Source organism: Providencia sp. PROV209 (assembly GCF_028479485.1).
In the GTDB taxonomy this organism is placed as follows: Bacteria; Pseudomonadota; Gammaproteobacteria; order Enterobacterales; family Enterobacteriaceae; genus Providencia; species Providencia alcalifaciens.
In genome coordinates this window covers 77,245-90,391 of the sequence record NZ_JAMPNR010000014.1, presented here as the reverse complement: position 1 = coordinate 90,391, position 13,147 = coordinate 77,245, and the positions used below count along the sequence as shown (strand labels likewise).

Sequence of the window (13,147 nt, the reverse complement as noted above, 5' to 3'; positions counted from 1 at the left end):
TGCTGAAGAAAAAGCAGAGCGTGAGCGTCAAGAAGCGGAAGCTGCACGTCTTGCGGAAGAAGAAGCGCAAAGACAAGCGGAAGAAGCCGCAAATGCCCAGCCAATCGTACAAGAAAAACCAAAGAAAGAAGGTTTTTTTAGTCGCCTGAAAAAAGGCTTATTAAAAACGCGTCAGAATCTTGGTTCGGGTTTTCTCGGTTTATTTAAAGGCAAAAAAATCGATGACGACCTTTTTGATGAGCTGGAAGAGCAGTTATTAATTGCGGATGTTGGTGTCGAAACTACCCGTAAAATTATTGATAATTTAACCCATCATGCTTCCCGTAAAGAACTAAAAGACGCGGAAGCGTTGTATGGCAAGCTGCGTGAAGAAATGTCTTATATTTTATCTACCGTGGATAAACCATTAGTGATCGAAGGTAAAAAACCTTATGTTATTCTTATGGTTGGTGTCAACGGCGTGGGTAAAACCACCACGATTGGTAAATTAGCGCGTCAGTATCAATCTGAAGGCAAATCGGTGATGTTGGCTGCGGGTGATACCTTCCGTGCTGCGGCAGTGGAACAACTGCAAGTATGGGGTGAGCGTAATAAAATTTCCGTTGTCGCTCAACATACTGGGGCAGACCCTGCTTCGGTGATTTATGATGCGATTCAATCAGCCCAAGCAAAAGGCGCGGATGTTTTGATTGCAGACACGGCAGGGCGCTTACAAAATAAAGCTCACTTAATGGAAGAGCTGAAAAAAATCGTTCGTGTGATGAAAAAGCTTGATGAATCAGCACCTCATGAAATCATGCTCACACTCGATGCTAGCACTGGACAAAATGCGGTTAGTCAGGCGAAAATTTTCAATGACGCCGTAGGGTTAACAGGAATTACACTGACAAAGCTCGATGGTACTGCAAAAGGTGGCGTGATCTTCTCAATTGCCGACCAGTTTGGTATTCCAATCCGTTATATTGGTATTGGGGAAGGTATTGAAGATTTACGTCCATTTAAAGCCGATGACTTTATCGAGGCTCTATTTGCCCGAGAGGAATAATTTTCGATGATTCGCTTTGAACATGTTAGTAAAGCTTATCGCGGTGGCCGCCAAGCGCTTCAAGGGGTAGATTTTCATCTACGCCCTGGCGAAATGGCATTTTTAACGGGTCACTCAGGTGCAGGTAAAAGTACATTACTCAAACTGATTTGCGGTATTGAGCGCCCAAGTGCGGGTCATATTCTGTTTAATGGTCACGATATCAGCCGACTAAAAGACAGAGAGATCCCTTTTCTGCGTCGACAGATCGGTATGATTTTCCAAGATCACCATCTGCTCTATGATCGCACTGTCTATGATAACGTGGCGATGCCTTTGATTATTTCAGGTGCGAGTAGTGAAGATATTCGCCGTCGTGTTAGCGCCGCACTCGATAAAGTCGGTCTGTTAGATAAAGCGAAAAACTTTCCAATTCAGCTATCTGGTGGTGAGCAGCAGCGAGTCGGTATTGCACGCGCGGTGGTGAATAAACCAACGATGCTTTTAGCCGATGAGCCAACGGGTAACCTTGATAGCGAATTATCTGAAGGAATTATGCGTTTATTTGAAGAATTTAACCGTGTCGGCGTGACTGTCTTAATGGCAACGCACGATATTGCGTTGATTGAACGTCGTCACTTACGTGTTTTGACCTTAAGCGAAGGTCGAATGCTTGGAGGTCAACATGGCTAAGAATGTCCGCAAAGCGAAGCCTGAACGTACCATGCAATCGAAAAGCAAAGCACTCAAAGGTGGTTGGCGTGAACAGTGGCGCTACTCTTGGTTAAATGCGTTAGCTGATATGCTAAGGCAGCCTTTGGCAACCTTTTTGACGGTAATGGTGATTGCTATTTCATTAGCGCTGCCAAGTTTGTGTTATATCGTTTGGAAAAACGTTTCCCAAGCAGCTGAGCAATGGTATCCGACACCTCAGTTGACAGTCTATTTGGATAAGTCTCTCGATGAACAAGGGGGACAAAATGTAGTGACTCAGCTGGAAGCTCTGGACGGTGTCGCGCATGTGAATTACTTATCTCGTGATCAAGCGATATCTGAATTCCGTAGCTGGTCTGGCTTTAGTACCGCCTTAGATATGTTAGAAGAAAATCCACTTCCTGCCGTTGCGATCATTACGCCAAAATTGGACTTTGAAGGATCTAATGCTTTGACAACACTGCGTGACCGCGTAAGTCAAGTTAACGGTATTGAAGAAGTGCGAATGGATGATAGCTGGTTCTCTCGGTTAGCGGCACTAACGAGGTTAGTGGGGCAAGTAGCATCTGTGATTGGCATTTTGATGATTGTTTCATTGTTTTTAGTGATTGGAAACAGCGTACGGTTAAATATCTTTGCTCGTCGCGATACGATTAATGTGATGAAACTCATTGGGGCAACCGATGGTTTTATTATGCGTCCATTCTTAAATGGCGGAGTTGTATTAGGCGCCCTCGGTGCGGTCATTGCCCTTATTATGACGTTTTTGTTAGTGTGGCAGCTATCGGATCTAGTGGCGCAAGTTGCGAGTGTATTCGGGACACAATTCCACATTGAAGGGCTATTGTGGGAAGAATCCTTGCTGATTATCCTAATGTCTGCGATTGTGGGTTGGGTAGCCGCATGGCTGGCAACATTACAACATTTACGTCATTTCAGACCTGAATAATGTTATTTATTCCATCGGTGCTAACGTATTGGCACCGATGGAAAAACTGAAATTCTGCGAACTTCTTTTCTAATTAAGTGTCAGATATTGACCTGCTGTTAACTATTCTTGTATATAATTTATTTAACGGGGCTAAGCTGATAAACTACGGTTTGTCTGTATCGAATCTCTCCCATTTCAGTACAATTCATAGAGGATCTTAATGACCAAAGATATGCAATCATTAGCGCTTGTTCCACAAGGAAGCATTGAAGCTTATATGCGAGCTGCCAATGCTTACCCTATGCTGACCGCAGAGGAAGAAAAGGAACTTGCTGAACGGCTGCATTACGATGGTGACCTCGAAGCTGCTAAGCAACTGATTTTATCTCATTTGCGTTTTGTGATTCACATTGCGCGTAGCTATGCAGGTTATGGTTTGCCACAAGCTGACTTAATTCAGGAAGGCAACATCGGTCTGATGAAGGCTGTGCGTCGTTTTAACCCTGAAGTGGGTGTCCGTTTGGTTTCTTTCGCGGTACATTGGATCAAAGCTGAAATTCATGAATACGTTCTACGTAACTGGCGTATTGTTAAAGTTGCCACGACAAAATCTCAACGTAAGTTATTCTTTAATTTAAGAAAGAATAAAAAACGTCTTGGTTGGTTTAACCAAGATGAAGTCAATATGGTTGCACAAGAACTGGGCGTAAGTACAAAAGATGTACTCGAAATGGAATCCCGTATGGCAGCGCAGGACATGGCATTTGACATGTCCGACGACGATGATAGTGGTGATTTCGGCGGTCCAGTTGCACCTGTGCTTTATTTGCAGGATAAGGCTTCAGACTTTGCAAATACCATTGAAGATGATAACTGGGAAAGTCATGCAACTGACCGCTTAGCGGATGCATTAGCATCGCTCGATGAGCGTAGCCAAGATATTATCCGTGCTCGCTGGTTAGATGATGACAATAAAACCACATTGCAGGAACTTGCTGATAAGTACGGTGTATCTGCTGAGCGTGTTCGTCAACTTGAAAAAAATGCCATGAAGAAACTTCGTCTGGCTATGGAAGATGAAGACGACGAGATGTAATCCTTTCAATAGGATATCTGCATGAAAGATTATCTGCATTTATTTTTGCTGTCATTAGCATGGAATATAAATGCAGATAACTCATTCACCCACTATTCAGTCATAACGTTTATTCGCGGGAATAGAGCTCTAACGGTAGCCCATCAGGGTCTGCAAAGAAGGTAAAACGTTTCTGAGTATAAGGGTCAAGGCGTACCGCCTCACAAATCACCTGATTTTTTGCCAAATAGGCAATCCACTCCTCGATATTATCCACTTCAAACGCTAAATGACGTAAACCTGCGGCTTCTGGATAACTGAGCCTTTTTGGCGGGTTTGCAAAACTAAACAGTTCAATTTGATAATGCTCACCAAAAGCTAAATCTGCTTTCCATGAATCATTTTCTGGGCGGTAATGTTCCGAGAGTAGCTGTAGCCCAAGGATCTGACAATAAAAATGCTTACTCTGAGTAAAGTCAGAACAAATAATAGCAACGTGATGAATTTTATTAAGTTTCATATTAATGGCTCGATATGTCCCTGCCAGTTTTGATCGTTTTCTGTTGGGCGAAAACCACAGGCTGAAAGAAATTGTTCTAGGGCGATTTTGTTTTGTGGTTCGATACCTTGCAAGTTAAAGATCCAAGTGTGAATTTCAGGTAATTGACGGCAAATCTCTTGTAAAAGGTACAAGCCTACACCTCGTCGGCGTGTCACTTCACGAACATTAAAATCATAAATAACCCCTTGTTGTTGATGAATAGACACTTTAGCGGCTGCGAGTAATCTTTCATTAAAACGAGCGCCATAAAATTGCACGCCAGACTCAAGGTTTTGGATAAGCTGTGACCGATTCTGGTCTATCCAGATCTTCGAGAGGTCGATGTACTGTTGCTCAGTAGGATTGACCAGAGGAATGATGGTTAGTCTCATTTATTTTGATCCATTTCATGGTGCATGTTACACGCTATTCTAACAGCAGAGTGATCTGTAACCGATTTTTTAATTTTAAAGAGAAAAATTTGGTCTCTCTGCATTTTCCGAGTTTCACTCGGATTAAGCTAAATTTAACTGGAATATAACACTAGTATTTACAAAAAATACACGTTTTATCATTAGGTTTTTATTCTGTAATTGATGTAAATACCTACTCTATTCATTTGCTATTTAGCATAATTCTCTTGTTTAATGGTCTGAAATATATAGCCTTATTGGCTATGTTTTGAAATATCAGGCATTGAACCTGTCAACGATAATAATTGATTATAAATCAATCACAAACACTCACAATCATACACACAATATTGATGGCGGGGACGCACGAATGAAGAATAGTAATAAAGCATTATTAGCAGGTTGTATCGCAATGGCATTAAGTCCAGCCGGATGGGCGAAAGAGATTAAAATCGCAGTCGTGGGCGCAATGTCGGGTCCCGTGGCACAGTATGGGGATATGGAATTTACGGGCGCTCGCCAAGCAATTGCAGATATCAATGCTAAAGGTGGCATTAATGGGGATACGCTTGTTGCTGTTGAATATGATGATGCGTGTGATCCAAAACAAGCGGTTGCCGTCGCCAACAAAGTGATTAACGATGGCATTAAACACGTTATTGGGCACCTGTGCTCCTCTTCCACTCAGCCAGCTTCAGATATTTATGAAGATGAAGGCGTTCTGATGATTACCCCTGCTGCAACCAATGCTGATTTAACTACGCGAGGTTATCAGTTAATCATGCGTACCACAGGATTGGATTCTGACCAAGGTCCAACGGCAGCAAAATACATTATCGAAAAAATCAAACCGAAACGCATTGCTGTGGTTCATGATAAACAACAATATGGCGAAGGTTTAGCACGTTCAGTGCGTGAAAGTCTGAACAAAGCGGGTGTGAAAGAAGTGATGTTTGAAGGGGTTACCGCGGGAGATAAAGATTTCTCTGCGCTGGTGGCTAAGCTGAAAAAAGAGAACGTAGATTTTGTTTATTTCGGTGGTTACTACCCAGAAATGGGGCAAATTTTACGTCAATCGAAACAATCAGGTCTGAATATTCGCTTTATGGGACCTGAAGGTGTCGGCAACTCTTCACTTTCTAATATTGCGGGTGATGCATCCGAGGGAATGCTGGTGACGTTACCAAAACGTTATGATCAAGTACCTGCTAACCAACCCATCGTCGATGCGATTAAAAACAAAAAAGAAGATCCGACAGGACCGTTTGTTTGGACAACCTATGCGGCAATTCAAGGCTTAACCACGGCAATGCAGCGCACAGGAAGTCAGGAACCCGACGTTCTTGCGAAAGATTTAAAAGCAAACCCAGTGGATACTGTGATGGGGCAATTGAGCTGGCAGCCAAATGGTGACCTGAAAGGTTTCGAATTCGGTGTGTTTGAATGGCACAAAGACGGAACCTCTACTGCACAAGAGTAATTCTCATTTTTGATTGAGAAATTGAGTATTCAGTGATGAGCTGGAGGCTTGGAAACAGGCTTCCAGCTTCTGCTCTCCATAGAGGGACAGTAGTTTGAAAGGATAATCTTATGTCAGACCAAATTCTGTATTTTATTCAGCAATTCCTCAATGGTTTAACATTAGGAAGCACTTACGCGCTGATTGCTATCGGTTATACCATGGTGTATGGCATCATCGGAATGATCAACTTTGCCCATGGCGAAGTGTATATGATTGGTAGTTACGTTTCGTTCATTGTTATCGCGGGCTTAATGATGCTCGGTATTGATGTGGGCTGGATCCTTGTTGCGGCAGCCTTTGTTGCAGCCATTGTGGTATCGAGTTCCTACGGTTGGAGCATTGAACGAGTTGCTTATCGCCCAGTTCGCCATTCTAAACGCTTGATTGCGCTGATCTCTGCGATCGGGATGTCTATTTTCTTACAAAATTACGTCAGTTTATCTCAAGGATCACGAGATCTGGCATTACCGAGTTTGATCACCGGACAGTGGAGCATTGGTGAAAGTGATGGCTTCTCTGCCATTGTGACCAAAATGCAGCTCACTATCTGGATAGTGACTTTCCTTGCCATGCTGGCATTAACCCTGTTTATCCGCTACTCCCGTATGGGGCGTGCGTGCCGTGCTTGTGCGGAAGATTTAAAAATGGCGAGCTTGCTTGGCATTAACACTGACCGTGTGATCTCCCTGACGTTTGTGATCGGTGCAGCGATGGCGGCAGTGGCGGGTGTGTTATTAGGGCAATTTTATGGGGTCATTAACCCATATATTGGCTTCATGGCAGGAATGAAAGCGTTCACCGCGGCGGTGTTAGGCGGAATCGGTAGTATTCCTGGCGCAATGCTAGGCGGCTTGATTCTGGGGGTTGCGGAAGCGATGACCTCTGCATATCTAAGCACGGAATACAAAGATGTCGTTTCATTTGGTTTATTGATTGGTGTTCTGTTGATCATGCCAACTGGCATTCTGGGTCGCCCGGAGGTCGAAAAAGTATGAGAAAAGAAAATTGGATCAGCGCCATTATTGCCTCCGTCACCTTCTTTATTTTAGCGGTATTTATGATGGGGCTAAAATTAGGCCTCGATGGCACTAAGCTGATTGTGGAATCTGGGGGAGACGTTCGTTGGAATTGGATCTTCGTCGGCATCGCCATTATCTTTGTGTATCAATTAATTCGCCCCGCGTTAAGCAAAGTGTGGCAAGGCGTGCCTAAAAAATCGTGGGCGTTACCAGATTTTGACGGCGGCTCGCTCAGACAAAAAATTATCGGCATTGCCATTATTGTTGGTGCCATTATTTGGCCCTTTATGGTTTCTCGTGGTAGCGTCGATATTGCCACATTAACCTTAATCTACGTGATGCTGGGGTTAGGCTTAAACGTGGTTGTTGGGTTATCCGGGTTATTGGTGCTCGGCTATGCGGGCTTCTACGCTATCGGCGCCTATACCTTTGGCTTACTTAATCACTATTATGATTTCGGTTTCTGGGAAAGCTTACCGATTGCCGGCTTAACGGCGGCATTAGCTGGGTTGTTATTGGGCTTCCCTGTTCTGAGGCTGCGAGGGGATTATTTAGCAATTGTGACCCTCGGATTTGGGGAGATTGTCCGTATTTTATTATTAAATAATACGGACATCACAGGGGGACCGAATGGGATTAGCCAACTGCCAAAACCCACCTTTTTTGGTTTAGAGTTTAGCCGTACAGCAAAGGATGGATGGGATACATTTCACCACTTTTTTGGGTTGGATTATAACCCCGGTGACCGGATCATTTTCCTCTATTTTGTCGCGTTACTGTTGGTCGTGCTCACGTTAATCGTGATAAGCCGTTTACTGCGTATGCCATTAGGGCGCGCGTGGGAAGCGCTGCGCGAAGATGAGATTGCGTGTCGATCATTAGGGTTAAGCCCAACGCGTATAAAATTAACCGCCTTTACCATCAGTGCAACATTTGCAGGGTTCGCAGGTGCATTATTTGCTGCACGGCAAGGCTTTATCAGTCCGGAGTCCTTCACATTTGCTGAATCTGCGTTTGTGTTAGCGATCGTGGTACTCGGGGGAATGGGATCGCAAATGTCCGTGATTTTAGCGGCGATCATCTTAGTGGTTTCACGGGAAATGATGCGCGATCTGAACGAATATAGCATGCTGCTGCTGGGTGCATTGATGGTGTTAATGATGATCTGGCGCCCACAAGGCTTATTACCGATGCAGCGCCGCCAAATGAAGCTGAAAAGCGCACAAGGAGGCGGAGCATGATATCAATGACACCTTTATTGCAAGTAAGTGGCTTAACGATGCGTTTCGGTGGTTTATTAGCCGTGAATAATGTAGAGCTCACGCTAAACCAAGGGGAAATTGTCTCGTTGATTGGTCCCAACGGTGCGGGTAAAACCACGATATTTAACTGTTTAACCGGGTTTTACAAGCCAACCAGCGGGGCTATTTTGTATCGTAATAAACACCTTGAAGGGCTGCCAGGGCAAGCTATTGCTCGCCTAGGCGTCATCCGTACCTTTCAGCATGTTCGCTTGTTTAAAGAGATGACGGTTATTGAAAATTTACTGGTTGCTCAGCATCAGCATCTTAAAAGTGGCATCTTCTCAGGATTACTAAAAACGCCCGCATTTCGTCGAGCAGAAGCGGAAGCATTGGATAACGCGGTGAACTGGTTAGAGCGCGTCAATCTTTCCGAGTTTGCGAATCGTCAAGCTGGTAACTTGGCATATGGTCAGCAGCGCCGCTTGGAAATAGCACGCTGTATGGTGACACGCCCTGAAATTTTGATGTTGGACGAGCCCGCAGCAGGACTGAATCCCAAAGAAACTAACGATCTGGATGAGCTGATTGCCGAATTACGTAGCCACCATAACGTCTCTATTTTATTGATTGAACATGATATGAAATTGGTGATGGGGATCTCTGACCGTATTTATGTGGTAAACCAAGGTACGCCTTTGGCGAATGGTACACCCAATGAAATTCGGCAGCATCCTGATGTCATCAAAGCCTATTTGGGAGAAGCTTATTAATGTTGGAATTTAAACAAGTTTCCACCCATTACGGGAAAATTCAGGCGCTGCATAACGTCAGCTTGAATATACAAAAAGGGGAAATAGTCACCCTGATTGGCGCGAATGGAGCAGGGAAAACGACGCTACTCAGTACTTTATGTGGCGATCCTAGAGCATCATCCGGTCAGGTACTTTATCGTGGGGTGGATATTACTCAGCTCCCGACGCCGCAAATTATGCGTAAAGACATTGCATTGGTGCCAGAAGGTCGTCGGGTCTTTTCTCGTATGACCGTCGAAGAGAACCTCGCCATGGGCGGTTTTTTCGCGGATCGCCAGCAGTACCATGAGCGTATCGATCGCGTTTATTCGCTATTTCCTCGGTTGCATGAGCGCCGCAGCCAGCGTTCAGGAACCATGTCGGGTGGTGAGCAACAGATGCTGGCTATTGGGCGAGCCTTGATGAGTCAGCCGGAGTTATTGCTTCTGGATGAGCCATCTCTTGGGTTGGCTCCGATTATTATTATGCAAATTTTCGACACAATTTTGCAGCTACGGGAAGAGGGGATGACCATATTCCTTGTGGAGCAAAATGCTAACCAAGCTTTGAAACTGGCTGATCGAGGTTATGTGCTAGAAAATGGGCATATTGTTCTGGAAGATACTGGAAAATCATTATTAGCAAATGAAGCCGTGCGTAGTGCATATTTAGGTGGATAATCTAATATTATTTGGATAAAAATACCCCATAAAATAGATTAGATATTTATGGGGTATTTTATTTCATAGAGATTAATTATACTTCTGAGTGATTTTTATGGTTAATAAATCATTCTTATTTGGATCTTGAGTTAATTCACCATTATTATGACTGACTAGGTAACTTTTTCTCTCGGTAAAAAGTACCGTATTTTCTAATATTTTCTCTGGTTGTATTTGCTTTAAATAATATTCATTTCTAGAAGTGATGATGTAATTATTATCTTCCGTTTTCTCGATATTAATCGTTAATTTATCATTTTCTTTTGACTGAGGAATAATATAGTCACAATTTTTATTTTTCATTGTCAGAGTAATATAAGGCTCTGCAAGATGGCCTTGATGGGCAATTTGGCACAGTTTTTCCGCGTGTGGAAATGTGACAAATTCAATCAAAAATCGCAATCTTTCTTCTTGCGTAAATTGGTTACTAAATTCGGGCATTTCTAAACTTAAACATGTCATGGTGTAGTTTATGCGATTGAAATCCTTGAGAAATTGTTCTGGTAGTTTATCTGCATCTCTAGGATTATGAGTTTCAATCCGCTGGTCTGCACTGTTTGGTAGGTAGGGTTCTAGCGTTTCATTCCATTGATAAACGACCGCGCTATCTTTAGTTTCCATCTCCGCTATTTTAGGAATTTCAAAAGTTTCATTTAAAAATTGCGTAGCTTGGTATTGAGTATTGGATTGCGTTACTGCGGGTATTTCTTTTTTTAAAGAATTTTTAAATTTATCCCAAAAAGAGAGATTGCTTTGATTGGTTTTTTTTATATGGTTATTTTTAATTGTATTTTCTGATTGATTGGCGGAATAAATTGATGGGTTTGAAACTTGATTTAATTTAGACATAATTGTTCCATAGTTTATTAATTAATCATGAATTGATCGTATATTAAACGAGTTAGCTTATTAAATATTGCAAAAAAGAATGATAAGCGAATCTCTTATATCCACTATGTATAGTGATGAGTGTAGTTATATAAAAGTATAACTTATTCGCTACTAATAAGTGGTGGTAAGCATAAAAGGTGTGTATCGGCTGTAACTGCTGCGTAGTTAATGTGAGGTTTCTCTCATTTCTGTTATTTGCTTGTTTCTGCATAAAAATTTAAATGTATATACAAGTTTCTGTGTAGAAACAGCATCCTAGTTATTGTTGTCTAACTTTTCTTCATCTTCCTTCTCCACTGTTGAGACAAAAATTCAAATTTAAATGTATATACTTTGTGAACTAAATGTATATATATTTAATTATCAACTAAGCAAACCAAGCAGAAAGACAGTATCTAGCCATTATTATTTTTATTTAATTTATTGATAATAAAAGTAAGTTTTAATATTTTCACTGCCTAGAAACTGTCTGTTCGCCATGATCTCAACAATGATAAATAACCAAAATTGTTAATTTTGCGTTAAACCAAGTGGATGGATAGGGGATAAAATAATGTTAAACCGTACAGATGCAACACGTGTGATCCGTGCCCCGCACGGTAGCCAAAAGAGCTGCAAAAGTTGGCTGACCGAAGCCGTATATCGCATGATCCAAAACAACTTAGATCCTGATGTTGCCGAACATCCACAAAGTCTTGTTGTGTATGGTGGAATTGGTCGTGCCGCCCGCGATTGGGAATGCTACGACAAAATTTTAGACGTATTAAAAAACCTCGAAGATGATCAAACCTTACTGGTGCAATCAGGTAAACCGGTGGGGGTATTCCCAACGCATGTAGATGCTCCGCGAGTGTTAATTGCTAACTCAAACATCGTACCCCATTGGGCTAACTGGGATCATTTCAACGAATTAGATCGTAAAGGCTTGATGATGTACGGGCAGATGACAGCAGGCTCGTGGATCTACATTGGCTCACAAGGGATTGTTCAAGGCACTTATGAAACCTTTGTTTCACTCGCAAAACAGCATTTTAATGGCAACCCAGCGGGTCGTTGGATTCTGACGGGGGGCTTAGGTGGAATGGGGGGCGCTCAGCCATTAGCCGCAACGATGGCAGGCTTTAGCATGATAGCGGTTGAGTGTGATGAAAGCCGTATCGATTTCCGTTTAAGAACGCGTTACGTCGATAAAAAAGCGACGTCTTTGGATGAGGCTCTAGGCTATATCGAAGAAGCGAAAGCGAGCGGTCAGCCAGTGTCAGTCGGCTTATTAGGTAATGCGGCGGATGTGTATAGCGAGTTAGTTAAACGCAATATTACGCCAGATTCAGTCACTGACCAAACCAGTGCCCACGATCCCGTTCATGGTTATCTGCCTCAAGGTTGGACATTAGCTCAGTGGCGTGACAAGCAACAAAGCGCACCCGCTGAAGTGACTAAAGCGGCGAAGAAAAGTATGGCGGTGCAAGTTGATGCCATGCTGCAAATGCAAAAACGTGGCTCAGCAGCATTTGACTACGGCAACAACATTCGTCAAATGGCAAAAGATGAAGGGGTCAGTAACGCTTTTGATTTTCCAGGATTTGTGCCTGCTTATATTCGTCCTCTGTTCTGTGAAGGCATTGGTCCTTTCCGTTGGGTTGCACTGTCTGGTGATCCAGAAGATATCTATAAAACTGACCAGAAAGTGAAAGAGCTGATTCCTGATGATAAGCATCTGCACAATTGGTTAGATATGGCTCGTGAGCGTATTGCTTTCCAAGGTTTGCCAGCTCGTATCTGTTGGGTGGGTCTGAAAGATCGTGAAAGATTAGGGCGTGCATTTAATGAAATGGTGAAAAATGGCGAGCTGAAAGGTCCAGTGGTGATTGGTCGTGACCACTTAGACTCCGGCTCTGTCGCAAGCCCACATCGAGAAACCGAATCGATGAAAGATGGCTCAGATGCCGTATCTGATTGGCCATTACTGAATGCGCTGCTGAACACTGCGGGTGGTGCAACATGGGTTAGCTTACATCACGGTGGTGGTGTGGGTATGGGCTTCTCGCAACATGCTGGTGTGGTGATTGTGTGTGATGGCACTGATGCGGCAGACAAACGCCTTGCTCGCGTACTGCACAATGACCCTGCAACTGGGGTAATGCGTCATGCAGATGCAGGTTATGACATCGCTATTCATTGTGCGAAACAGCAAGGGCTTAACTTGCCGATGGTTAAGTAATGTCGAATGCCGGTTCAATAGAGTCGGCACCTTTTAGCC

The 13,147-nt window shown here is 43.3% G+C and carries 13 protein-coding genes; 10 read left to right on the top strand and 3 right to left on the bottom strand.

What is annotated here, in order from left to right; translation table 11 throughout:
* From ftsY to rpoH, 4 genes are all read left to right on the top strand, one after another.
* The coding region (ftsY, locus tag PR795_RS11075) for a signal recognition particle-docking protein FtsY (RefSeq protein WP_272516838.1) at nt 1-1,045 on the top strand (1,045 nt) is incomplete at its 5' end.
* A gap of 6 nt (nt 1,046-1,051) precedes the next feature.
* Nucleotides 1,052-1,717 carry a cell division ATP-binding protein FtsE gene (ftsE, locus tag PR795_RS11070; protein WP_006659030.1) on the top strand — a complete coding sequence of 222 codons (666 nt, stop codon included), beginning with the start codon at nt 1,052-1,054 and terminating at the stop codon, nt 1,715-1,717.
* Nucleotides 1,710-2,687 carry a permease-like cell division protein FtsX gene (ftsX, locus tag PR795_RS11065; protein WP_006659031.1) on the top strand — a complete coding sequence of 326 codons (978 nt, stop codon included), beginning with the start codon at nt 1,710-1,712 and terminating at the stop codon, nt 2,685-2,687. Before ftsE ends, ftsX begins: the two co-directional genes overlap by 8 nt.
* 202 nt (nt 2,688-2,889) lie before the next feature.
* Nucleotides 2,890-3,765: an RNA polymerase sigma factor RpoH gene (rpoH, locus tag PR795_RS11060; protein WP_006659032.1), complete on the top strand. Its 876-nt coding sequence runs from the start codon at nt 2,890-2,892 to the stop codon at nt 3,763-3,765.
* A gap of 109 nt (nt 3,766-3,874) precedes the next feature.
* Here the strand turns inward: rpoH and gloA2 are convergent, their stop codons facing one another.
* Together gloA2 and panM are read right to left on the bottom strand one after the other, a co-directional pair.
* Nucleotides 3,875-4,264: an SMU1112c/YaeR family gloxylase I-like metalloprotein gene (gene gloA2 / locus PR795_RS11055; protein WP_006659033.1), complete on the bottom strand. Its 390-nt coding sequence runs from the start codon at nt 4,262-4,264 to the stop codon at nt 3,875-3,877.
* Complete coding sequence (gene panM / locus PR795_RS11050; RefSeq protein ID WP_181480262.1) at nt 4,261-4,677, bottom strand: aspartate 1-decarboxylase autocleavage activator PanM; 417 nt, start codon at nt 4,675-4,677, stop codon at nt 4,261-4,263. The genes gloA2 and panM overlap by 4 nt, the downstream gene beginning before the upstream one ends.
* Before the next feature lie 391 nt (nt 4,678-5,068).
* Between panM and PR795_RS11045 the strand changes: the two genes are divergently transcribed.
* The 5 genes from PR795_RS11045 to livF all read left to right on the top strand — a co-directional run bounded on the left by PR795_RS11045 (nt 5,069) and on the right by livF (nt 9,954).
* On the top strand, nt 5,069-6,178 hold the full coding sequence (locus PR795_RS11045; RefSeq protein ID WP_006659035.1) for a branched-chain amino acid ABC transporter substrate-binding protein: 1,110 nt from the start codon (nt 5,069-5,071) through the stop codon (nt 6,176-6,178).
* A gap of 110 nt (nt 6,179-6,288) precedes the next feature.
* Nucleotides 6,289-7,215 carry a high-affinity branched-chain amino acid ABC transporter permease LivH gene (gene livH / locus PR795_RS11040; RefSeq protein ID WP_036976084.1) on the top strand — a complete coding sequence of 309 codons (927 nt, stop codon included), beginning with the start codon at nt 6,289-6,291 and terminating at the stop codon, nt 7,213-7,215.
* Entirely contained in the window at nt 7,212-8,480 is a 1,269-nt protein-coding gene (locus PR795_RS11035) for a high-affinity branched-chain amino acid ABC transporter permease LivM (protein ID WP_006662879.1), read from the top strand. Before livH ends, PR795_RS11035 begins: the two co-directional genes overlap by 4 nt.
* 5 nt (nt 8,481-8,485) lie before the next feature.
* Nucleotides 8,486-9,253: a high-affinity branched-chain amino acid ABC transporter ATP-binding protein LivG gene (gene livG / locus PR795_RS11030; protein ID WP_181480926.1), complete on the top strand. Its 768-nt coding sequence runs from the start codon at nt 8,486-8,488 to the stop codon at nt 9,251-9,253.
* Nucleotides 9,253-9,954, top strand: a complete 702-nt coding sequence (gene livF, locus PR795_RS11025; RefSeq protein ID WP_006659039.1) for a high-affinity branched-chain amino acid ABC transporter ATP-binding protein LivF — start codon at nt 9,253-9,255, stop codon at nt 9,952-9,954. Before livG ends, livF begins: the two co-directional genes overlap by 1 nt.
* Nucleotides 9,955-10,026: 72 nt before the next feature.
* On the opposite strand, the gene PR795_RS11020 is transcribed toward livF, so the two are convergent.
* Nucleotides 10,027-10,845, bottom strand: coding sequence for a hypothetical protein (locus tag PR795_RS11020; protein ID WP_272516837.1), 819 nt, complete (start codon nt 10,843-10,845; stop codon nt 10,027-10,029).
* A 595-nt stretch (nt 10,846-11,440) separates the two neighbouring features.
* Between PR795_RS11020 and hutU the strand changes: the two genes are divergently transcribed.
* Complete coding sequence (gene hutU, locus PR795_RS11015; protein WP_006659041.1) at nt 11,441-13,108, top strand: urocanate hydratase; 1,668 nt, start codon at nt 11,441-11,443, stop codon at nt 13,106-13,108.
* Nucleotides 13,109-13,147 lie beyond the last annotated feature (39 nt).